The sequence below is a fragment of the Acinetobacter sp. V89_7 genome, assembly GCF_029967895.1.
Taxonomy (GTDB): domain Bacteria; phylum Pseudomonadota; class Gammaproteobacteria; order Pseudomonadales; family Moraxellaceae; genus Acinetobacter; species Acinetobacter soli.
Genome location: NZ_JASCAJ010000029.1, coordinates 65813 through 89428 on the forward strand (window position 1 = coordinate 65813; position 23616 = coordinate 89428).

The window sequence follows — 23616 nt, forward strand, 5'->3', positions numbered from 1 at the left end:
TGTCGAGTGAGTTTTTAATCGATGATTAACTCAGCCACTCAGCGTACTGTTTGGTCAATCGCGGTACCGTAGGCAAAGACTTCAACCATTCCGCCTTGCATGCCCAGTTCGGTAGTACTTAAACGTAGCCCCATAATATGCGTGCATCCACATTGCTGCGCCTGAAGTTTGAGCCTAACAATCGCTTCGCGCCGTGCCCGCTCTACCACGGTCTCATAGCTGGTGAGTCTGCCACCAAAGAAATTTTGAATATTGGCAATGATGTATTTAAAGTAATCGTGGGAAATTACCACATTACTTGAAACGAATTGTCCCGGCTGAGCAGGTTGTACAAAACGATTGGTATCGAGTTGAATATGCGCCAGTAGTCGTTCTTTTTGTTCTAATTCTTTGAGGTGTTTACGCTCAAAGTATCTTCCAAATCCCCAGCCCACGACAAAGAGCACCACAAAAACGCCAAGCTGAAAAATAAGATTTTCCATGCAGTTGTCCTTGTTTACTGAAACGGATCGGGAAGCTTGGGCGTATTGGGCTGCACAATCACGGCTGTGCCGTATACAAACAGCTCCGAAGCACCTTGAGTAATATTGGAGGTCGAAAAGCGAATCCCCACAATGGCATTGGCACCGAGTTGTTGGGCTTTGGCAATCATACGTTGCATCGCCTCTTGACGCGATTCTTCTAACAGCTCGGTGTAGGCGGTCAACTCACCACCCACAATATTTTTAAGTCCTGCCAGCAAATCACGACCAACATGCTTGCTTCGAACAGTACTTCCATACACCACGTCGAGTTGCTGCGTAATGTGATGGCCTGGCATATTTTCTAAATTACTTAATAACATACAGTTTTCTTCTTGGCATAATAAATATCAAGATAAGAAAAAAGAAACCACGTTGCAATGAAAAACACATAAAAAAAAGCCCACCGAAGTGAGCTTTTCTAGAGTAATTCATTATTTCTTATGGCGTTCTGCACTCGATGCCGGATAGGTTACCGTCTGGGTTGAGGTTGCTTTTACACCGCCGCCCAAGGTTTTATACAGCTCGACCTGATTGTTTAAATTGGCTTGTTGAAGCAAAAGTAAACCCTGTTCTGCCGAATACGAGGTACGCTGTGCATCGAGTACCGTCAAGTAACCGTCAATACCCGCACGGAAACGCGCAGTAGAGAGGGTATAGTTACGGTTCGTTGCTTCCACCAAACGACGCTGTGCCTGTAAACGATCGCCAATGTTATTGCGTGTTGCCAGAGCATCATTTACTTCACGAAATGCGGTTTGAATCGACTTTTCGTAACTTGCTAAAGCCAACTGCTGGTCGGTTTTAGAGATATTGACATTGGCACGGCGCGTACCCCAGTCAAAAATTGGTAAGTCGAGACTTGGACCAATCGACCAGATACCTGCACCCGATTTAAACAAATCGCTCAATTCAGTTGACGCATAACCCGCCGATCCGGTGAGTGTAATCGTTGGAAATAATGCGGCTTTTGCTGCACCAATATTGGCACCTGCTGCACTGAGTTGATATTCCGAAGATTTCACATCTGGGCGGTTATTAAGTAAGTCACTTGGTAAACCCGTTGCAAAAATACTTTCACGCGTAATTGAACTGACCGGCTGATTCGGTAGCAAGTTTTGTGGCACTTGCTGACCCACCAATAGATCGAGCAGATTTTTGGCCTGAGCCATCTGAGTCTTGTAGTTGGCAACGTCGTCACGTGCTGTTTCAACTGAAATTTGAGCCTGACGCAGCGGTACTTCACTATCAATACCCACATCAAAACGTTTTTTATTCAGGTTGTACGCATCGAGCTGTGATTTCAATGTTTGATCAGCCAGTTTTAAATTGGCAGTTGCAAACGAATAGCTCAACCATGCCTGAGCCACCTGACTCACCAGACTGATCTGGGTGGAGTCACGTGCGGCTTGTGTCGAGAGGTAATTGTCGAGTGCTGCATCTTTTAAGCTACGAACACGTCCCCAAAAATCCAGCTCATAGGCAGTCACGCCTAAACCGACCTGATACGTCGAGTAAGGATTGTTTGGATCACGTGTAGACGACACTTGACGAATCGCACTACCACTGGCACCAATGGTAGGTAACTGATCGTTTTTGGTAATCTGATACTGTTGTTGCGCACGCTGAATATTCAGTGCAGCAGTACGTAGATCACGGTTATTGTTGAGCGCCAAATCAATCACTTGCAATAAGCGAGGATCAGAGAAAAAGTCTTTGTAGCCTTGCTCAGCAATAGACGGTCCTGAAGCATTTGAACTGTAGCTTGCAGGGATATCGGCTTTGGCAACTGGTTCTGGGCCACGCATGCTTTGACACGCGGTCAAAGCAAGCGCAAGTGCAGATACCGCAATGCTACGACCTGAAATAGACCATACTTTTTGCATCACGATCTGTGCTCCTGATTGTTGATGGTTTTAGGTTTGTACTTAAAGACACTTCGAATCCACACGAAGAACAATGGAATAAAGAAGATACCTAAAAGTGTTGAGCTGATCACACCGCCAAGAACACCATAGCCGACTGAATGCTGACTACCTGCACCTGCACCAGAGGCAAGCGCGAGAGGAAGTACACCAAAGCCGAAGGCGAGGGTGGTCATGATGATTGGGCGTAGACGCATTTTAGCGGCATGTAAGGTCGCTTCAAGTAAGTCTTCACCTTTTTCTTGCAGTTCTTTGGCAAACTCGACAATCAAGATCGCATTTTTTGCCGACAAACCAATCACCGCAATCATGGCAACTTGGAAGTAAATGTTATTGGATAAGTTCGGATCGCCTTTAATCATCGAGCCAAAGAAGGTTAACAAAACGGCACCAAATACACCCAGTGGCACCACCAGTAAGACCGAAAACGGAATCGACCAGCTTTCATACAGTGCAGCCAAGCACAAGAATACGATCAGCAACGACAATGCGTACAAGAATGGTGCCTGAGCGCCTGATTCGCGTTCTTCAAGCGATAAGCCGGTCCACTCATAGTCAAAGCCTTGTAAGCCCATCGATGGCAATTTGTTAACAATCTCTTCCATGGCCATCATGGCATCGCCCGAGCTGACACCCGTTGCTGGAGTACCTTGAAGGTTGACCGAAGACACACCGTTATAACGCTCAAGGCGTGGTGAACCATAGGTCCATTCGCCTGTCGCAAAGGCAGAGAACGGAACCATGGTGCCCGCACTATTACGAACATACCATTTGTCTAAATCGCCCGGCATCATGCGGCTGGCCGCATCACCTTGCAAGTAGACTTTTTTCACACGACCACGATCTACGAAATCGTTAATGTAAGATCCGCCCCATGCAATACTCATGGTGGTGTTGATATCGGAGATACTTACACCCATCGACCCTGCTTTGGCCTGATCGATATTGATTTGATATTGCGGTGTATCTTCTTGCCCGTTAGGACGAACACCTGTTAAGCGCTTGTCTTGTGCGGCCATACCCAAAATGGCATTACGCGCAGCAATCAGCTTGTCATGACCTTGTCCGCTTGAATCTTTCAACTGCAAGTTAAAGCCTGCTGTGACACCGAGTTCAGGCATCGACGGCAATTGCAACGGAATGATGTACGATGCGTCTTTGACGATCATATTCAGTGCCATACCGCGCTGGATGATATTCCCAATCTGGGTTTCAGGCGTGGTCCGCTCACTCCAGTCTTTTAGACGAATAAAGGCAAGACCTGCGTTTTGACCCACACCGGTAAATGAGAAGCCCGATACAGTAAAGATCGACTGAACCGAATCTTTTTCCTTATCGAGGAAATAGTTGGTCATGGTATCAATGACTTTACCAGTTCGGTCTAAGGTCGCATTTGGTGGTAACTGCACTAAGGTCAGTACGATACCTTGGTCTTCTTCTGGTAAGAAAGATGATGGCAGTTTGACAAAAACAAAGACCAAAATCCCGACCACAGCAGCATACAAAAGTCCAGAGAATAACTTGTGATGCAACATGCGCCCCACACCATTTTGATAGCCATTCGATAGACGATCAAAACTGTGGTTAAACCAGCGGAAAAAGCGGGCAAATACATTGTTACTTGGCTTTTTGTTTGGATCATGCTGTTTAAGCAAGGTCGCACACAGGGCAGGGGTGAAGGTCAGAGCTACGATTAGCGAGAGCACCATCGCGGTGACCAGCGTAATCGAAAACTGACGATAAATGACCCCGGTAGTGCCAGAGAAAAATGCCATCGGTACGAATACCGCAGAAAGTACACTGGTGATCCCGATCAGGGCGCCAGAAATTTGCTGCATCGAGTGTTCGGTTGCAGTGACGGGGTCACTGTGTTCTTCAGCCATTACCCGTTCGACGTTTTCGACCACCACAATTGCATCATCGACCAAGAGACCGATGGCCAGTACCATGGCAAACATGGTCAGGGTGTTGATGGAGAAGCCAAAAATATTGATGACGGCGAAGGTTCCGAGTACAACTACAGGTACTGCAAGCGTTGGAATAATCGTTGCACGCCAGTTTTGTAGGAACAAGAACATCACGATAAACACCAGTACCACAGCTTCAATCAGTGTATGTACAACACTTTCAATCGAGAGGCGGATAAACGGTGTTGTGTCATACGCAAGCTGATCTTTTAGACCGGCAGGGTAGTTCTTACGTAACTGTTCTAAACGGTTTTCAACAGCTTGTGCGGTGTCTAACGCATTGGCACCAGTTGCAAGCTTGATAGCGAGACCACCCGCAGCTTTGCCGTTATATTTCGACTCAAACTGATAATTGTCTGAACCAAGTTCTACACGTGCAACATCTTGGAGTCGAACTTGAGCACCACCTGCGGTGTTTTTCAAGAAGATATTACGAAATTCTTCTGGCGTTTGAAGCAGACTTTGCGCAGTTACTGTCGCGTTCAGAACTTGCCCATTGACGGCAGGTGCACCACCTAACTGACCCACTGCAACTTGCGCATTTTGAGCTTTAAGTGCAGTTGCTACGTCACTTGGTGTAAGTTGATAGCTGGTGAGTTTGGCTGGATCGAGCCAGATTCGCATGGCATAAGAGCCACCAAATACCTGAATCTCACCTACGCCTTCTACACGGCTAAGGGGTTCAGAAATATTTGAGTTTACGTAATCTTTAATGTCTGCATCAGACAGGCTGCCATCAGGTGAGTAAAATGCAATCACCTGTAAGAAGCTGCTGCCCGATTTGGTCACTTTCACGCCTTGGCGCTGTACATCTTCAGGTAAGAGTGCCGTTGCAGACTGCAACTTGTTTTGCACCTGTACCTGTGCGATATCTGGATCAATGCCTTGTTCAAAGTTTAATTGAATCGAGGCCTGACCGTTACCTGCACTGTTTGATGAAATATAACGTAAGCCATCCAGACCATTCATCTGTTGCTCAATAATCTGTGTCACTGTGTTTTCAACAGTTTGAGCAGATGCACCTGGATAAGTTGCAGCAATAGTAATGGTAGGCGGCGCAATCGTAGGATATTGTGCAATTGGCATTTTGGTCAGCGTAAGAATACCCGCCAACATAATGACCAATGCAATCACCCACGCAAAAATGGGGCGATGAATAAAAAACTTAGCCATTCTGTCTACCCCTTATGTATTTGAAGTAGTTTTTTGATCAGAAGGCGCCTTGTTCTGTTCAGTCATTTGTGGCTTGCCTGAGGTTGCTCCTTGAGCAGCTGCACCTTGTGGAGCGGCTGATTGCTCAGGTTTGGCCTGATATGGCTCAACCTTCACCTGCTGGCCTTCTTTAACTTTAGCTACGCCATCGACAATGACTTTATCGCCCTGTTTTAAGCCGCCAGTCACAATCCAGTTTTGACCTTGAACGCCAGAGGTCTGGATTTGACGTGTTTCAACCACACCTTTGGCATTGGCAATCATTGCAGTGGCTTGACCCGTTGGCGTACGGGTAACCGCAGCTTGTGGAATCAAATATGCATTTGGAATAACGGCCTGTGCAATCTGCGCCGTGGCGTACATGCCCGGTAACAACAAGTGATTCGGGTTTGGAAACACCGCGCGTACCGTAATGGTTCCGGTTTCGGTGCTCACAGACGCATCAGAGAACGCCAATCGCCCTTCAATTGGATACATTGAACCATCTTCAAGACGAAGTTTGACTTTGGTGTTATTGCTGTTGTCTAGGCTACCTTTGCTCAGTTGCTGACGCAAACGAAGTAATTCGGCACTAGACTGCTGAATATCGACATAAATCGGGTCAAGCTGTTGAATGCTGACCAACGCTGTGGTCTGGTTTGCAGTCACCAAAGCACCCGCTGTAACCGACGATTTACCCGATTGACCCGAAATAGGTGAGCGAATGGTCGAATAGCCCAGATCGACTTCTGCATTTTTCACTTGTGCGCGTGCAGCCGCAACTTGTGCTTCGGCAACGTTGACCTGACCCACTAAATCGTCATAATCCTGTTTGGCCACGGCATTGCTCGAAACCAATTGCTTATAACGGTTGAGTTTGGTTCTTAATGAACTGAGGTTGGCCTGTTGTTGCAACAGCGCAGCTTTTGCATTGTCGAGTGTGGCACGGTTGGTTCGAGAGTCGAGCTCATAAAGCGCTTGACCTTCACGTACGTAGCTGCCTTCTGCAAACAGGCGTTTTAAAATAATACCGCTGGTCTGTGGACGAACCTCAGAAATCTGGTACGCCGATGTGCGTCCAGACAATTCCACAGATTGTTCTACGCTTTGTGGTTGAGCAACAATGACACCTACTTGAGGAGGTGGCATCTGCTGTGCAGCTGCCGCTTGCTCAGCATTCTTGGAATCTTTGCTACAACCAACAAGTGCAATACTTGTTGCCAATGCGCAAGCAGTAAGGGCAGGAACCCAAAGCTTAGCCGACGTCATTCTTTCACCTCATTTAGATTCTTATCTAAAAATAATTTGTTTTTGTCTAACTTGGTTGTTAATAGCCCCAGCCAAAGCAACGAGGTCCAAATTAAACCAATGCCCCAGCCTGCCAGTACATCGGTAGGATAGTGAACCCCGACGTAAACTCTTGAAACCCCCATCATGCCAAACCACAGCAAGGCCACAAATGCAATTGGGAAATACCGGGGATGGTGGCGGTAAATCAACAGCGCGAGGCCTGCAAGTGTGGCTGCATAAACACTGTGAGCACTTGGAAACGATGCACCATAACTGTTGACGATGTGATACATCTCTGGCGGACGCGGTCTATCGAAGCACCATTTAAAGAGCCACCCCAATCCTATACTGCCCAGCACACTTAAAACGATAAAGACGACAATTGCTTTTTTACCGTTTAAGAAGTGGATAAGGCACCACAGCACAGTAACAAGAAGCACCGCAGGCATACCACCCAAGAAAGCAAGTCCGGTTGAAAGATGGTCAAATGCTGGATTCCTATGTTCACTCAACAACTGTACGACAGAAATGTCCCAAAACTGAGCGGTAGGAGAAAATAAAGCAGAAACGCCAACAATGAAAAAAATACAACCAATACAAAGCAGTAGGTATGGCATCACAGCAACCTTTACTGTTACCGAGGCCTTTGGCCAAGGATTGTGGAGTTAAAGTGTACTTTCGAGTACACTTTTTTTCAAGTCTAATATGCCTGATAGTAATTTCATTCTGAACAATTTTTAAGTTGCTTTAACATTACACAACAAAATTGTTAATGTTTTGTTTTTTCTGATTGAGTTAAAGGGTCTTCGACTTCAACCGGTTGTTTTGGTGGCCAAAAAAAGTCGCTTGGACGGGTCAAAAAGTGGGTCATCACCAGTTTTGCCAAGGGTTTCCACTGCTCAAAACGTACGCGTCGCGCGCGCAATGCCACGATGACCGTTAAGGTAAAGCTGACAAATAAGTTGGTTAAACCAATCATCAGTACGCCCAAAAAAGAAACCACGATCAGACCGATGTCGGGTGAGCCATTGATGTTCATCAAGCCTTGAATAAAGTTCGCCGATGCAAAGGCAATATGACGAATATCGAGAGGTAGTCCCAAAATAAAGCCAATCGTGCCCATACTGCCAAGCATGATTCCGAATAAGAAATTACCTGCCAATGCCCCCAAGTTGCGTTCGACATAATCGGCAAAACGGTCTAAACGAGCTTGTCCCATCAGTCTGACTAAACGTATATCCGCTTTTAAGCGTGGACCGACTTTACGATAAACCGCCATATTGTCAAAGTAACCTGCAATCAAACCAGACAAAAATAAGCACACACCTGCAATCGCCGCATGTGGCACTGCCAGTGAGGTAAACGGATTTAAATCGTGCAGGGTTTTGGCGGCCTTGGCGTTGGTCATCAGTGGCTCATCGAGATTAAAATGCCACATAAACGCGATAAACGCCGCCACTGGTATTGCAATTGAGATATTGCCCAAAATTGCAATCAATTGGGTGCGGATAATATTAATAATGAGGGCCGCCAGTTCAGCCAGTTGTGCGTTTTTAGAACCTCTGCGCTGTTGTACGGTAGCTGCCAGAGCGGCAGCTGTCATGGCCGGTTGTTTGGTTGCCACGGTAAAGTGCAAGATATGAATCAGGACAAACCCCAGTGAGTAATTCATACTGTATACAAATGCCTGCATCAGCGGTGCCAATGTGACTCGCGCCGCCAGCGTTTTCAGGGTTGCCATGACTGCAATAATCGCACCGGCACCGGCGGCGGCCTTATACATTCCCAAAAAGCCTTTTTTGTCGGTACTCACATAGTGTTCGCCAGTTTTACTGGCATTTTCGGTGACTTGTAGAGCAATCAGTTCACTGTTGGTGCTGAGCAGCGCACGCACACTTTTTTCACTATAATGCGCGGCAGTTAAATCCTTGAGCAGCTCGCCCAAAGCACGGTGTCGGCGCTGTTGATCTGCCACTACAATGGTCAGCAACAACTCAATCCGGTCTAAACACTGCTCAAGCAGCGAGAGCAGGTAGGTCAGGCTTAAACTGACCCCGATGCGTTTGGTGGCACGGCGGATTTTCAGTACCACATCGCGGCATTGATCAAACATCACCAAAGCCTGTGAGGCATCTGGTGGTTCGAGTACTGCCACTTCATGGCCGGTGTATTGCAACTGCTTGTACTGCTCAATAAACTCAATGACTTCGCGATTTTGAACCAGAAATGGTGATTCGTATTCTGAGAGTTCTGGCTGGGCGTTAATAAATTCAGGATATAAACCAATGCCGCTGATTCGATACGACAATACGGTAATGGCGGTGATCATTTCGTCATGTACAACGCGTTTGCAGTCGACATTACCGTTACTTTGCCCCAGCACCTGAAACAGCTTATTCCAGCGTGCATCTTCAATGGCATCGAGCCAGTAACGATCACTTTTTTGATGAAATACTTGACCAATCAGGGTGCGTAAATCTTTGTGATCGATCAGGCTGGGCAACACATAAGCGCCCATGCGCTGAGAAAGCTGGTTCCAAAAACCATCCTGCGACAAAATGCCGCTGTCAGAGTACAAGCCACTTTGCTTGTACTGCTGGATCAAATGCAAAATAAACGCCTGTAGGGTATAGGCAGCATTGGGGGTGATCAGTAAGGATTGTACAAATGCATCAAATTTCTTATTGATCTCATCCAGATTGCGTGTGTCGGCAGGTCTCAAGCGATTAATGAGTTCGACTGCCAAAGATTCATCTAGTGCATTCGGGCTCTGTTCAAGCTGCGACTGCATGGTGGCATAAAGATCTAATAAGTGAATATGCATAGGCAACGTATGTGTAAATTTAGTTAGTTTTATTGAATTCGATGTAGCGCCATTTCTGTCAGGTTAAACAGTGCCTGACGTGCCTCACTTTCGGGAAGCTGGCTCAACGCTGCGAGCGCGGCTTGGGTTTCTTCTTCAGCACGTTGGCGACAATAATCAAGTGCACCCGACTGCTGTACAATCTGAATCACCTGATCGAGTTGCTCGACTCCGCCCGTCGCAATACTGCGTCGAACAATAGCATGCTGCTCACCCGTGGTATGTTGTAATGCTGAAATTAACGGCAAAGTGGGTTTACCTTCCATCAAATCATCACCAATATTTTTACCTAATGTTTCGGCATCCGAGGTGTAATCTAAAATATCGTCAATGATTTGAAATGCATTACCAAAGTGCCCGGCAAAAAGACGTAGCGGCTCGCGGTATTGCGGTGTATTGGATAATATCGCTGCGCCTTCGGTGGCCAGTTCAAACAAACGCGACGTTTTGCCGTGAATAATATCTAAATAAGTTTGTTCGGTGGTCTCTGGGTCGTGTTGGGCTTGGAGCTGCAATACTTCACCTTCGGCAATTTCACAGGTACCTGTCGAGAAATCTTTTAAAAGCACCATATCATTTAAATCGACCAGCAAATCAAATGCGCGCGAAATCAGAAAGTCGCCTACCAAGACTGCGGTTTGGTTATTCCAGGTCGCATTGGCGGTTGGACGGCCGCGTCTTAAACCTGATTCGTCGACTACATCGTCGTGTACCAGCGTAGCGGTATGCAGCATCTCAATAATCGCGGCAAGTTTACGGTGTGGCGCCAAGTCTTGTGCACCACAGGCCTTTGCAGCCAATAAACACATAATCGGACGCATACGTTTTCCGCCTGCCTCAACCACATGTTTACTGACCGCCATCACCAATGCGACTTTGGAAGTGATCCCTTCATTGATAAATTTATCCATCGCTGCAAAGTCGGTTGCAACAGGTGCGAGAATATCTTGCTTAAAGTCGATGGCCATTGAAGGGGAACCTCATCAATTTAGGGGAAACGTCACTAAAGGTGATATAGATTTAATTAAATCAGATGCTTAATCAAAAAAAGCGAGCCTAGACTTATACGCCACAAGCATTTTTCTTGCAGAAAAAAACCAAAAGATTGACCTATAAATGAAACGCCAGATTTGAAAATTAAGCCCAATTTACAGTAGCAAGTTGTTTTTAAACTGTATTTGAGATTTTACACATATTCCGTTTAAAAGCTAGGTTGTGCTTTTATTTGCTTTGTGTTTAAGCGTATGCATGATCCATTTCGGCTTTAACATATTATTTTTTGTTCGCTTACTTGTTGTTTGGTCAAATTTCACTTAAAATCTGTCGCCTTATATATCCCAGTGGCGTTCGTTTTAAGTTCAGTATGTCCCTTTACTGACACGACGACACGGGCTGAGTTGGAGTACATTATGTACGCAGTAATCCAAAGCGGTGGTAAACAGCACCGTGTAGTTGAGGGTGAAACCCTTAAAGTTGAATTATTGAAAGCTGAAACCGGTTCAACTATTACGTTTGATGACGTACTTATGCTTGTAAACGGCGAAAGCATTCAAATCGGTGCTCCAGTTGTGGCTGGCGCTACAGTAACTGCAGAAGTGGTTGGTCATGGTCGTCACGACAAAATCCGCATCATCAAAATGCGTCGTCGTAAACACTACCGTAAGCAACAAGGTCACCGTCAATGGTTTACCGAGTTGAAAATTACTGGTATTTCAGGCTAATCACGAGGAGTAATAGACATGGCTTCTAAAAAAGCTGGTGGATCGACTAAAAACGGTCGTGATTCGAATCCTAAAATGTTAGGTGTTAAAATCTACGGTGGCCAATCAGTAACTGCTGGTAACATCATCGTACGTCAACGTGGTACTGAATTCCACGCTGGTGCTAACGTTGGTATGGGTCGTGACCATACATTATTTGCTACTGCTGATGGCGTAGTAAAGTTTGAAGTGAAGGGTCAGTTTGGCCGTCGCTATGTAACAGTTGAATCTGTATAAGATTTAGATTGTTTGAAAAAGCCCACGATGTGGGCTTTTTTTATATCTGAAGATAAAGATGCTCTCCATCATGATGAATAAAACTCACAAAGCAGCCGTATAAAACTACAAAATGTCTTATTTTTTCAATTCTTAGCATATAATTTGTCGGGTAATATAAAAATCAAATTGATTGAAACACAACGAAAGACAAGGTGATATTATGACGATGCTTCGTAAAACCATGTGTGCAATAACGATAAGCGCAGCAACGCTTGCACCTGTCATGAGCACGACAGTGTTTGCCGCGACGCCTGCATCGGAACAACAAGCCACTTCAAACTTGGTGAAGCAACTCACGGGTATTCAAAGCTTGAGTGCCAACTTTGAGCAAACCACTAAAGTAACCAACTCAAAAGCGCCACAAAAGAAAGGGCTGACAGCGCAGCACATGAACCAGACCTTTAAAGGGGTAATGAAAGTTGCGCGTCCAGGAAAGTTTTTCTGGGAAACCTCAACGCCGTCTAAACAGACCATTGTGACCACGGGTAAAACGGTCTGGATTTATGACCCTGATCTACAACAAGCGATTCGTCAGAGTCTAGATGAACAGGTTGCCAACACGCCTGCGCTGCTCCTTTCTGGAAATACCAGTCAGATTATGCAGTCTTATCGGGTGACTCAGCCAGATCGTAGTAAAACTTACTACACACTGTATCCAAAAGACAGTGAGGGTGCCTTTCAAAGCCTGACCATTAGCTTTGGCGCCAATAAAGCACCAAGTTTGATGATTTTGCAAGATTCACTCGGTCAAACCACATATGTTCGATTTAATAACGTGAAGTTAAATGCTGCAATTCCGGCATCGACCTTTAATTTTACACCGCCAAAAGGCACGGATATTATCGATCAATAAGCCGTCAATATAAAAAAGCCGCGTATGCGGCTTTTTTTGTGCTCAGGCTACATAACTTCAATGTTCAGTTTAAAAGTGGCTTTGCTATAGTGAACTCCATTGAGATGACATGATCATAATAGAGAGGAGTGCATATGGCTTTATTACCTACAAGAAAAACAACTGTTCTGATTTCAATATTCAGTGCCACTTTACTGATCAGTGCTTGCCAACCCAAATCTGATGCAAAGAATGAGCAAAAATCTACGACAACTCCCGCCGTTCAGACCAGTATTCCAGCATTAAAGGCCAAAGTGGTCGCAGTCAAATTGCCAAAAAACAAGCTATGTTTAGAAGATGGGTGTACCACCTATAACTTTCAAAGTGTTGAAACCAATCAGCCTTGGATTGATGCATATTTTAGCGAACGTATTAAAAAGGCCGATCCAAATGCCTTTGCCAATTTACCCGATCAGGCTGTGAAGTTGCCTGATGGAATGCCGCAAGATGGCCAAAGTATGATTTACGTGCGTTATTTGGGGCAAAATTACAATCTGGCTTCATTTGAATTATTCACATATACCTATTCGGCAGGTGCAGCACATGGGATGTATCACAAAGAATACGTTATTTTCGATTTGGCTCATAAAAAGCATGTGACGGTGGCAGATTTAATCCAGACCGGAAAAGAGGCAACCCTACTTGATCGACTCTACAGTTATAATCAAAGCTGGCTGGATGAACATAGCATTTCACGAGAAAAGCTAAAACTGAGCGACAACTATTATTATGGCAATGACGGCATCGTGTTCGTCTATCCACTTTATGAACTGGCCTCGTATGCTGAAGGACTTACAGAGCTGACCTTGCCGTATGATCAAGCCAAAGATGTGATTAAACCTGAGTACTTGCCGAGTCAGCCTGTCATGCAATCGCCTTAATCTAGCTAAATTGAGTCTGAATTCAGGAGTAAAGCTGATTTAAGTCATTTAAAATTGTCGTGAAGTGCTGACTGTATTTTTTGATGTGAAGCGCTTACACTATAAGGCAGTTTTTTCCTTAACTTTTGATTGACTATGATCGACCCAAAATTACTCAGAAATAATATTGAAGCTGTAAATCTGGCCCTTGCTAAACGTGGTGTTCAACTTGATCCGGCTGAATGGTCAGCACTGGAAGCACGCCGCAAGGAGCTTCAATCCAAAACTGAAAGTTTGCAGGCAGAACGTAATGCCGGGGCGAAGCAAGTTGGCCAAATCAAAAAAGCGGGTGGTGATGCATCAGAAATCATGACCCGCATGCAAGCAATTGCAGATGAGATCAAAGCGGCCGAAGTGGCTTTGGCTGATCTACAGGCAGAGATTGAACAAAAAGCGCTCACCATTCCAAACTTGCCGCATGAATCTGTGCCAGAAGGCAAAGATGAAAGTGATAATCTGGAAATATCTAAATGGGGCACGCCGCGTCAATTTGATTTTGAAATCAAAGACCATACCGACTTGGGCGAATGGATGGGGGGGCTGGAGTTTGAAACGGCCACTAAACTCACCGGTTCACGCTTTAGCGTATTAAAAGGGCCTTTGGCACGCTTACAGCGCGCTTTGACTCAATTTATGCTCGATACACATACCTTAAAAAATGGTTACACCGAAGCATACGTGCCGTATTTGGTTAATGCAGATAGTTTGCGTGGCACAGGGCAGTTACCAAAGTTTGAAGAAGACTTATTTAAGTTACAAGGCGAAAAAGAATACTATCTCATTCCTACCGCCGAAGTGCCAATCACCAACTTTGTGCGTGATGACATTATCGATGCCGATCGTCTTCCGCTGAAGTATGCAGCGCACACACCGTGTTTTCGTAGTGAGGCTGGTTCGTATGGTCGTGACACCCGTGGTCTGATCCGTCAGCATCAGTTTGATAAAGTAGAAATGGTGCAGATCGTTAAACCAGAAGATTCTATGCAGGCACTTGAAGAATTGACTGCACATGCTGAAGGGATCTTACAGGCACTCGGCTTGCCGTATCGCAAGATTTTGCTGTGTGGTGGTGATATGGGCTTTGGTTCAACCAAAACGTATGACCTTGAAGTGTGGGTACCGAGTCAAAATACCTATCGTGAAATTTCATCATGTTCAAATATGGGCGACTTTCAGGCACGCCGCATGATGGCGCGTTATCGTAGTGAAGCCAAGAAAACCGAATTGGTCCATACCTTAAACGGCTCTGGACTGGCTGTTGGTCGTACACTTTTGGCGGTGATGGAGAACTATCAACGTGCAGATGGTTCAATCGAAATTCCAGAAGTGTTGCGTCCGTACATGGGTGGTGCAACGTTTATCGATTAATTGCATCGATTGTGTGCATGATTTTTGCTTTTACCCACCCAATGTTTTGATTCCGAGGTAGGCAGTGGAAATTTTTCCAATTTCGCTTAAGTTACAGCAACAGCGTTGTTTGATTGTGGGAGGTGGGCATATTGCCTACCGTAAAGCTGTCCTACTGGTTAAAGCAGGCGCAATTTTAGATGTGGTTGCACCCGAGATTAGCAGTGATTTAACTGCATTGATCGATCAAAGTCAGGGTACTGCGTATCACAAGCCTTTTGAAGACACTGATCTGGAGCGTGCTTATCGATTGGTAATTGCAGCCACTGATGTTGCAGCCGTAAATAAGCGAGTATTTGAGCAATGCGAAGCGCGAACGATCTTGGTCAATAGCGTCGATGACATTCCCAATTGCCGCTTTATGGTGCCTGCCATTATTGATCGTTCACCGCTCCTGATTTCTGTGGCTTCAAATGGCGCATCACCCGTGCTCTCGCGTCAGCTTCGCACGCAGATTGAAACATTGGTGCCACACGGCATGGGTAAACTGGCCGAGTTTTCTGGTCGCTGGCGCAAACAAGTGAAGGCCCAGATTGAAAATCCAGATGAACGCCGTATTTTTTGGGAAGATTTATACAATAGTCCTTTAAAAGAGCAGGTGTTCAATGACAATCTGGATGCTGCAAACCAGATGATGACCGATGCACTGCAAAACTGGCGCACGCCTAAAGGTGAAGTATATTTGGTCGGGGCTGGCCCGGGAGATCCAGAATTACTTACACTCAAAGCATTACGCTTGATGCAGCAGGCCGATGTCGTTATTTATGACCGATTGGTCTCTGCGCCAATTATGGAACTATGCCGTCGAGATGCAGACAAAGTCTATGTCGGGAAGGCGCGTTCAAATCATAGTGTGCCGCAAGAAGGCATCAATGAGTTGTTGGTCAAGTATGCGCAGGCTGGTAAACGGGTTTGTCGACTCAAAGGCGGTGATCCGTTTATCTTTGGCCGTGGGGGCGAAGAAATTCAGGAGCTTTTTGCTGCGGGTATTCCGTTTCAGGTGGTACCTGGCATTACCGCTGCCTCGGGATGCTCGGCATATGCCGGTATTCCACTTACTCATCGTGAGTATGCGCAGAGCGTACGGTTTTTAACAGGACACTTAAAAGCCGGATCTCCAGAGCTGCCATGGAAAGAGCTGGTCTATGAAAATCAGACCTTAGTGCTGTATATGGGGCTGGTCGGACTTGAACAGATTTGCGAGCAACTGATTGAACATGGTCAGCGGCCTGATATGCCTGTGGCCCTGATTTCAAAGGGTACTACGCCAGAGCAAAAAGTTGTTGTGGGGACATTACAGACCATCGCATCGAAAGTACTTGAGCACCACATTCATGCACCGACGCTGACGATTATTGGTGAAGTGGTGAATTTACGTGATCAGCTTCAATGGCATGATTCAGGGTCGAAAATTGCCTAATCCCATCCGTTCAGGTGTATCACCTGAACTTGTTTAATCTAAGTGACAAGCGAGTAGTTAAGTGATTCACGTTGTTTTGTTTGAGCCTGAAATTCCTGCCAATACCGGTAATATCATACGCTTGTGCGCCAATACAGGTGCGCAGTTGCATTTGGTACGTCCGTTAGGATTTGAGCTGGATGATAAAAAGCTTAAACGTGCTGGGCTGGATTATCACGAATATGCGCGCATGAAAATCTGGGACAATATCCAATTGTGCCTAGATGATTTACAGCGTCAGGGGATTAGCGCGGTTTTTCCTCTGACCACCAAAGGCACATCGACCCCGCATACGGTCGATTTAAATCGACCTATTGCACTATTGATGGGGCCTGAAACGCGTGGATTGCCAGAAGCGGTACGCTTAATGTTTCCTCAGGAAAACTGGATTCGTTTGCCGATGGCAGAAAATTCTCGCAGTTTAAATCTGTCTAATGCTACGGCTGTAATTGTATACGAAGCATGGCGTCAGCAAGGTTTTAAAACCTTATCGGCAGTTTAAATGGTCTAGTAAGGTGTTTATTTTGTTCTGTAGCTTAGAGCCACAGAAATAAAAAAGGCGCGATGCGCCTTTTTTATTTCTTGGTTTATAACTTGTCGTCAAACTCATTATGCTGAGGTGCTGAGTATTTAAAACCTTTGGTTTTATAACCTAAGTACAAAATACCAAACATTGCCCACCACAAGCCGTATTTCAGCGCAGTGTCTTCAATTTCAAGCCACATGGCAAAAATACTGAAAAAGCCCAACAACGGAATGATCACAAAGTTTAAGATATCTTTAAAGTTTTTGGTGCGTCCATCACGAAGTGCATAGCGTGAAATGACCGACAGATTCACGAAGGTGAATGCTGTTAGGGCACCGAAACTGATCATTGAGATAATGATATCTAAGTCCATAAAGCCTGCAGCCAAGGCAACCACACCTACAATCATAATATTGTAAGACGGGGTATAACTGCTGCTGCTGATATGGCCAAAAATCTTCTTGTTGATAATCCCGTCACGGCCCATTACGTACATCAAACGCGATACGCCTGCATGTGCCGAAATACCCGACGCCATAACGGTCACAATTGCAAAAGCCAATACGTATGACTGAAACAGTGATCCACCTACAAGCATCAAGATATCAGGCTGGGTGGCTGCAATATCAGCAAAGTAGCTTTTTGGATCGCCCGGGAAATAAATCTGGATGAAGTACGTGCTGGCAATAAAAATGACACCCGCCAACAACGCTGTCAGAAAAATTGCTTTAGGTAGCGTTTTTTCCGTATCTTTGGTTTCTTCAGCCAGTGAGCTTAATGAGTCAAATCCGGTAAACGAGAAGCATAGCAAGGTGGCACCCGTTACGATTGCACCCAAGGAGGTCAGTTCGTTCCAAAAAGGTTCGAGGCTCCAGAGCTGATAGCGTGTTTCAGCAGTCATTGGTCCGTCTGCATTTAAGCCCATCTGGAGTTTTTCATAGACCAGATAAGTAAAGACGGCAATCACAATCAATTGAACCAAAACAATCCAGCTATTGAAATGCGCGACGAATTTCGCACCACGAAGGTTCACTCCCGTCATAAATGCGGTCAGCACAATGACCCAGACCCAGTGATTCACTGATGGGAACAACGCCTGTAAATAAATGACAGCCAGAATGATGTTGACCATAGGCGAGAGCAGATAGTCCAGCCATGATGACCAGCCGACCATAAAGCCAACATTGGGATGAATCGATTTTTGCGCATAGGTGTACGCAGATCCGGAAGACGGATAGCGACGAATCATATGGCCATAACTGATCGAGGTCAGCAAGATCGCAATCAGAGCAATGATATACGATGTCGGTACATGATGATGACTTTCTTCTGATACTAGGCCAAAAGTGTCAAATAGGGTCATCGGTTGAATATAAGCCAAACCGATGATGATGATGTGCCAGAGTCCTAGCGTCTTTTGCAGTTTAGCCGCAGGTTGAGTCCCAGTGTGAGTTGTCAACGGCGTATCCTCATAATCGTTGATCAAGGATCAGTCATGTCTGTTAAGGATCGTTTGAGACGAACGATCCCCCCTATACAAAAAGTAAAGTGCGCCAATCTATCCTAAAATGGGGCCTTTTGTCAGTAACTTTGTTGAATTTTTAGCAAATTTTTTGCCAACTTGACCAGTAAAAAAAATGAATAAAAATTCATCTAAAAATAAAAGAGTCTGAACTTAAAGTAAATTCAGACTCTTAGCAAAATGATAAAAAAATGAAGAATTACCAAGCTTTTTTCAAAATCGCTTTTAGATCAGCTAAGCTCGCTTCTTTTGGGTTATAAATAATTGAGCCATCATTGAGTGCTTTTTCAGCCACTTCATCGAGCTGAGCCTCGTTTATCTTGCCTGTTTCACGTAAGGTACGTGGCAGTTTGGTCATGCTGAATAAACGATCACGCATGGCCAAAATGGTGGAAATGGCCTTGTCTGCACGTTGATTGGCTGGAGTCTGAGCGTATATATCAGCGCCAGCCAGTGGCAGCAAGAGGTCGGCAATTTTTGGACCATTCACGTCTTTGTTGTATTCAAGCACGTACGGTAAGAATAGATTCATACATAAACCGTGCGGCAAATGCGCAACTGCACCCAAAGCATGACCGAGTGAATGCACCAGACCGACCATCGAATTTGAAAAAGCAATGCCGGCCATGGTAGAGGCTTGTGCCAGTTCAAGACGGCCTTGGGCATCGTTTGGATTTTCAATGACTTGAAACAGATGCTCGCTGATTTTTTTAATTCCGGCGCTGGCGTAAGCATCGCTAATTGGATTTGCGGCTAGGCAGGTATAGGCTTCGACACAGTGGGTTAAAGCATCCATGCCAGTCATTGCAGTGAGATGAGCGGGTAACGTTAGGGTCATGCGCGGATCTAAAATGGCAGCATGTGGCATCAAATAGTTCGAAGCAAAGGCCATTTTGACATTTTTTTCCGTATCTGACACAACGGCCACCATAGTGGCCTCAGAGCCTGTACCTGAGGTGGTCGGAATAACAAAAAACGGCTTTAACGGTTTAGGTAGATTGTGGGCACCTGAATATTTTAAGAGATCATCACCGCCCTCAGAAACCAGAATATTGGTGGCTTTCGAGGTATCAATCACGGAGCCACCACCAATGGCAATAATGGCATCACAGCCATGCTCACGATACAACTCTGCTGCACGTCGAACCGTTTGCAGGCTAGAGTCGGGTGGAACATCATCAAAAATATAACCAATTACCGTATCGGTTGAGCCAAATGCTGCTTCGATGGGTTCGAGTAACTTGTTGGCACGCACGCCTTTGTCGGTAATGATAAAGGCTTTTTTTGCGCCCAGAGTAGCCAGTTCAAACGGAATATGTTCAAGCGCGGCATGGCCAGCAATCACTTTGACAGGACAGAAAAACTCATAGTAAGGCTTGGCCATGTTAAATACTCCGTTTTAAGTATGATTGTGCAACTTTAAGATAAATATGGGCGGCGCCGGTCAATTTGTCCTTCAATGCCAGCTCGCTTGGGTACTCTTTTACTGCAAGTGAAGCCACGACTTTAGGTAAAATCAAGGCTTCCATTTTATTTAGACACCGTACCAGACGAATTGCATACGACAGATCACCATCAGCAATCATACGGTCATTGGCAAATGCTTGTGCGGTACTTTCCTGAAAAGAAAATACTAAAAAAGCATGACTTAAATGCTTAAAGGTAATGGTGAGATCGGGTTTGATGTCGGTATTGGAAAGTAACTGAAGGCGTTTATCTGGTGTTACACGCGCCACGAAAGCTGGACCATGTGGAAAAACGTTCATCGACAAAACAAAATTGGCTGGAAACTTGGCAACTTCCTGTTGAATCTCTTGATCGACTTCACTTGCCATGGCAAGCCCGCGCCCAATCACATCCATCATGAGTTTGACGTAGCTCAGCTGCAATGCAGGTTTAACGGCTTTTATTGGAATCACTCTACTTTCCCTTTGCAGTTTCTAATTTTATTTAGAGTATTTACTCTAATTGATTTTTTGATGATCGAAAAGTGATTTATCGTGTGATGACTTGTACGTCACTAAAATCTTCGCGGGATTTAAAATAGTTCACTACCTGATCGCATAACTGTTCAAAGCTAGGATACGCAGCCAGTAAGTCACATAACCGTACCATTTCGAGCCCAGCATAACCACAAGGATTAATACTTTGAAAGCCACTCAGGTCGCAATCGATATTTAAAGCCAGCCCATGATAACTGCGTCCGCGACGAATTTTAAACCCCAGTGAACCAATTTTACGCCCTGCAACATACACACCCGGGGCATCAGCTTTGGCATAAGCTTCAATGCCATAAGCTTGAAGCAGATCAATCATGAGTTGTTCAGCAAAAGAAACCAGCGTTCGAACATTCCATTTCAAACGGTTCAGATCAAATAAAAAGTAGATCACCATTTGTCCCGGACCATGCCACGTAACCTGACCGCCTCGATCAGATTGAACCACAGGAATGTCGGTTTGCAGCAAGATATGTTCTGGCTTTCCAGCTTGACCTTGAGTTAAAACAGGCTGATGTTGCAAAATCCACAATTGATCGGGAGTATCGGCATCCCGCTCATTGGTGAGGGTTTTCATTTCATCAAACAGATCGGCATAGGGATGCAACTGGGTGTATTGTCGAATGACGAGTGTAGGTTTTAAAACAGTATCATTCACAGATCGTATCTCTTCGTGTTTGAAGTGAAAGCAGAAATTAGATAGGCAAATAAAGAAAAACACGCCACAGGGCGTGTTTTAAAGCTTAAAGTGCAGTACGAATCAGTGGGCAAGCCGCCAAATCTGCATACAGTGCGTGCACTTGTTCAAGTTCTTCAAAGCGCAATTGCGCTGTTAAAGAATGATATTTTCCTGTACGTGATGGTTGCACCTTGATTGATGCAGCATCAAATTCAGGAAAGTGCTTCTGCAAAATATCAACAACAGCTATGCGAAGCTCATCTCCTGCATTACCAATCAATTTGATTGGATAATCCATTGGAAAAACCCAAAGATGTTCTTGTAATTCACGAGAAGGAGTGCGGTCTAACATATCAGTCTCCATAGTTAATGCCTGCGAAGATGCAGGCATTAAAGTATTTGGATCTTAAATGGGGGCAGTCACCTGAGTATCAAGTGACTACGGATCAGCAGTGCTTAGTCATTTTCAAGGAATGAACGTAAGTGTTCAGAACGTGAAGGATGACGCAATTTGCGCAGTGCTTTCGCCTCAATCTGACGGATACGTTCACGTGTCACATCAAATTGTTTACCCACTTCTTCTAGCGTATGATCCGTTGGCATGTCGATACCAAAGCGCATTTTCAAGACTTTTGCTTCACGTTCAGTCAAGTTTTCAAGCACTTCACGTGTTGCTTCTTTTAAGCCTTCCGAGGTTGCCGCATCAACTGGTGAAGTGATGTTTGAATCCTCGATAAAATCACCCAAATGCGAATCTTCGTCATCACCGATTGGTGTCTCCATCGAAATCGGTTCTTTGGCGATTTTAAGCACTTTACGGACTTTTACTTCGTCCATTTCCAAACGTTCACCCAGTTCTTCAGGTGTCGGTTCACGGCCCATTTCTTGCAGAAGCTGGCGAGATACACGGTTGATCTTGTTAATGGTTTCAATCATGTGTACCGGAATACGGATGGTACGTGCTTGGTCGGCGATCGAACGAGTAATGGCCTGACGAATCCACCATGTTGCATAAGTCGAAAATTTATAACCACGACGGTATTCAAATTTATCAACCGCTTTCATCAAGCCGATGTTACCTTCTTGAATGAGATCAAGGAATTGCAAACCACGGTTGGTGTACTTTTTCGCAATTGAAATGACCAGACGCAAGTTGGCTTCAACCATTTCTTTCTTGGCACGACGTGCTTTGGCTTCACCAACAGCCATACGTTTAGCAATTTCTTTGATCTCGCGGACGTTTAGATCCAGATCTTTCTCGATTTCAGCAATTTTTTGCTGGAAAGCCAAGATATCTGGGCGCACCTTTTCAAGATGGCCTTTGGTTTCGGCTGGTGCTTTTGCAATCTGTTCTTCAAGCCAGCTTGGGTTTGACTCTTGTCCCGGGAATGTAGTACGGAACTGGGTACGATCCATACGACCACGGCGGACAGCATAACGCATCACTTCACGTTCGTTAGAACGAATCTGCTCGTGTGTACCGCGAATCATCTCAGAGATAATATCAAACAGGCGAGGCGTGAACTTAAACATCATGAACACAGTGGCCAAAGACTCAAGTGCAGCTTTGGCTTCGTCGCTGTTACGGCCATGTTTGGCAATCACAGATTTAGTGTTGTTCCACGCAGCTTCGAGTTCTTCAAAGCGAACTTTTGCAATTTCTGGATCTGGGCCTGAATCGCCTTCAGAGTCGTCATCGCTTTCAGACTCTTCCTCTTCTTCATCCTCGTCATCGAGCTTGACCTCTTTGGTCGATTTAGTCGATGCATCATCGTCTTGATCAATCTCGGCTTCTTCTTCCAGAACTTCTGGAATCTCTTCGTCTGATTCAGGATCAAGATAACCAGACAAAATGTCGGCTAGACGGCGTTCGCCAGTCACATAATCATTATATTCTTGTAATACAACTTCAACGGCATTTGGCCAGTAAGCAATCGAATGAAGAACGTCACGAATACCTTCTTCAATACGTTTTGCAATGCTGATTTCGCCTTCGCGCGTTAAGAGTTCAACCGTTCCCATTTCACGCATGTACATACGTACAGGGTCTGTTGTACGGCCCGGTTCGTTTTCCACAGACGCAAGTACAGCTGCAGCTTCTTCTTCTGCAACTTCATCGGCTTCTGTCGAATCACCGAACATCGTATCATCAGATTCAGGTGCACGTTCATGCACAGGAATACCAACGTCTTGAAGCATCTGGATAATGTCTTCAATCTGTTCGCTTTCTGTGATTGAGTCTGGGAGATGATCGTTAACCTCAGCGTAGGTTAAGTAACCTTGTTCTTTGCCTCGGCTAATCAGAGCCGCTACTTGAGAAGTAGGGGAATGCATATCGCTCATCTTTGCTTACTCTTCGTTGAATCTGTGGCAGTAAAAAACCGTGCATGATAGCACAATTCGCTATAAATGTTTTCA

General features: G+C 45.3%; 21 protein-coding genes. 7 read left to right on the forward strand and 14 right to left on the reverse strand.

Going from position 1 to position 23616, the window contains the following annotated elements:
* Positions 1 to 38 precede the first annotated feature (38 nt).
* The 8 genes from QLG00_RS09725 to sdsA form a co-directional block, all read right to left on the reverse strand.
* A complete protein-coding gene (locus tag QLG00_RS09725) occupies positions 39 to 482 on the reverse strand; it encodes a heavy metal-binding domain-containing protein (RefSeq protein ID WP_004943261.1) in 444 nt (147 codons plus the stop codon).
* Between the two features lie 14 nt (positions 483 to 496).
* The gene (locus QLG00_RS09730) at positions 497 to 844 is read right to left on the reverse strand and encodes a YbjQ family protein (RefSeq protein ID WP_004941091.1); all 348 of its coding nucleotides are present in this window, start codon (positions 842 to 844) and stop codon (positions 497 to 499) included.
* 111 nt (positions 845 to 955) lie between these two features.
* Positions 956 to 2407, reverse strand: coding sequence for a multidrug efflux RND transporter AdeIJK outer membrane channel subunit AdeK (gene adeK / locus QLG00_RS09735; RefSeq protein ID WP_076031929.1), 1452 nt, complete (start codon positions 2405 to 2407; stop codon positions 956 to 958).
* The gene (gene adeJ, locus QLG00_RS09740) at positions 2407 to 5586 is read right to left on the reverse strand and encodes a multidrug efflux RND transporter permease subunit AdeJ (RefSeq protein WP_004941086.1); all 3180 of its coding nucleotides are present in this window, start codon (positions 5584 to 5586) and stop codon (positions 2407 to 2409) included. The genes adeK and adeJ overlap by 1 nt, the downstream gene beginning before the upstream one ends.
* A gap of 12 nt (positions 5587 to 5598) precedes the next feature.
* Complete coding sequence (locus QLG00_RS09745; protein WP_004941084.1) at positions 5599 to 6873, reverse strand: AdeA/AdeI family multidrug efflux RND transporter periplasmic adaptor subunit; 1275 nt, start codon at positions 6871 to 6873, stop codon at positions 5599 to 5601.
* A complete protein-coding gene (locus QLG00_RS09750) occupies positions 6870 to 7511 on the reverse strand; it encodes a phosphatase PAP2 family protein (protein ID WP_004943251.1) in 642 nt (213 codons plus the stop codon). The genes QLG00_RS09745 and QLG00_RS09750 overlap by 4 nt, the downstream gene beginning before the upstream one ends.
* Positions 7512 to 7663: 152 nt before the next feature.
* The gene (locus QLG00_RS09755; protein WP_004941078.1) at positions 7664 to 9718 is read right to left on the reverse strand and encodes a site-specific recombinase; all 2055 of its coding nucleotides are present in this window, start codon (positions 9716 to 9718) and stop codon (positions 7664 to 7666) included.
* A 29-nt stretch (positions 9719 to 9747) separates the two neighbouring features.
* Positions 9748 to 10725 carry an All-trans-nonaprenyl-diphosphate synthase gene (sdsA, locus tag QLG00_RS09760; protein ID WP_004941075.1) on the reverse strand — a complete coding sequence of 326 codons (978 nt, stop codon included), beginning with the start codon at positions 10723 to 10725 and terminating at the stop codon, positions 9748 to 9750.
* 441 nt (positions 10726 to 11166) lie between these two features.
* Between sdsA and rplU the strand changes: the two genes are divergently transcribed.
* The 7 genes from rplU (at position 11167) to QLG00_RS09795 (ending at position 16976) form a co-directional block, all read left to right on the forward strand.
* The gene (rplU, locus tag QLG00_RS09765; protein ID WP_004941071.1) at positions 11167 to 11478 is read left to right on the forward strand and encodes a 50S ribosomal protein L21; all 312 of its coding nucleotides are present in this window, start codon (positions 11167 to 11169) and stop codon (positions 11476 to 11478) included.
* 18 nt (positions 11479 to 11496) lie between these two features.
* Entirely contained in the window at positions 11497 to 11754 is a 258-nt protein-coding gene (gene rpmA, locus QLG00_RS09770) for a 50S ribosomal protein L27 (RefSeq protein WP_004929519.1), read from the forward strand.
* A 202-nt stretch (positions 11755 to 11956) separates the two neighbouring features.
* Positions 11957 to 12649, forward strand: coding sequence for an outer membrane lipoprotein chaperone LolA (lolA, locus tag QLG00_RS09775; RefSeq protein WP_004941067.1), 693 nt, complete (start codon positions 11957 to 11959; stop codon positions 12647 to 12649).
* 134 nt (positions 12650 to 12783) lie between these two features.
* The gene (locus tag QLG00_RS09780) at positions 12784 to 13569 is read left to right on the forward strand and encodes an RsiV family protein (RefSeq protein WP_282470886.1); all 786 of its coding nucleotides are present in this window, start codon (positions 12784 to 12786) and stop codon (positions 13567 to 13569) included.
* 135 nt (positions 13570 to 13704) lie between these two features.
* Complete coding sequence (serS, locus tag QLG00_RS09785) at positions 13705 to 14976, forward strand: serine--tRNA ligase (protein ID WP_282470887.1); 1272 nt, start codon at positions 13705 to 13707, stop codon at positions 14974 to 14976.
* Positions 14977 to 15040: 64 nt separating this feature from the next.
* Complete coding sequence (cysG, locus tag QLG00_RS09790; protein WP_282470888.1) at positions 15041 to 16435, forward strand: siroheme synthase CysG; 1395 nt, start codon at positions 15041 to 15043, stop codon at positions 16433 to 16435.
* Positions 16436 to 16496: 61 nt separating this feature from the next.
* On the forward strand, positions 16497 to 16976 hold the full coding sequence (locus QLG00_RS09795; RefSeq protein WP_282470889.1) for a tRNA (cytidine(34)-2'-O)-methyltransferase: 480 nt from the start codon (positions 16497 to 16499) through the stop codon (positions 16974 to 16976).
* An 85-nt stretch (positions 16977 to 17061) separates the two neighbouring features.
* Here QLG00_RS09795 and QLG00_RS09800 read toward each other — a convergent pair whose 3' ends face one another.
* The 6 genes from QLG00_RS09800 to rpoD all read right to left on the reverse strand — a co-directional run bounded on the left by QLG00_RS09800 (position 17062) and on the right by rpoD (position 23541).
* Positions 17062 to 18459 carry an APC family permease gene (locus tag QLG00_RS09800; RefSeq protein WP_004943238.1) on the reverse strand — a complete coding sequence of 466 codons (1398 nt, stop codon included), beginning with the start codon at positions 18457 to 18459 and terminating at the stop codon, positions 17062 to 17064.
* A gap of 262 nt (positions 18460 to 18721) precedes the next feature.
* Positions 18722 to 19906, reverse strand: coding sequence for an iron-containing alcohol dehydrogenase (locus QLG00_RS09805; protein WP_151746561.1), 1185 nt, complete (start codon positions 19904 to 19906; stop codon positions 18722 to 18724).
* Between the two features lies 1 nt (position 19907).
* The gene (locus tag QLG00_RS09810; protein WP_004941050.1) at positions 19908 to 20441 is read right to left on the reverse strand and encodes a hypothetical protein; all 534 of its coding nucleotides are present in this window, start codon (positions 20439 to 20441) and stop codon (positions 19908 to 19910) included.
* A gap of 76 nt (positions 20442 to 20517) precedes the next feature.
* Positions 20518 to 21177: a lipoyl(octanoyl) transferase LipB gene (gene lipB, locus QLG00_RS09815; protein ID WP_104124873.1), complete on the reverse strand. Its 660-nt coding sequence runs from the start codon at positions 21175 to 21177 to the stop codon at positions 20518 to 20520.
* 85 nt (positions 21178 to 21262) lie between these two features.
* Positions 21263 to 21550 carry a DUF493 domain-containing protein gene (locus tag QLG00_RS09820; RefSeq protein ID WP_119026072.1) on the reverse strand — a complete coding sequence of 96 codons (288 nt, stop codon included), beginning with the start codon at positions 21548 to 21550 and terminating at the stop codon, positions 21263 to 21265.
* 104 nt (positions 21551 to 21654) lie between these two features.
* A complete protein-coding gene (gene rpoD / locus QLG00_RS09825) occupies positions 21655 to 23541 on the reverse strand; it encodes an RNA polymerase sigma factor RpoD (protein ID WP_004941043.1) in 1887 nt (628 codons plus the stop codon).
* Between the last annotated feature and the right edge of the window lie 75 nt (positions 23542 to 23616).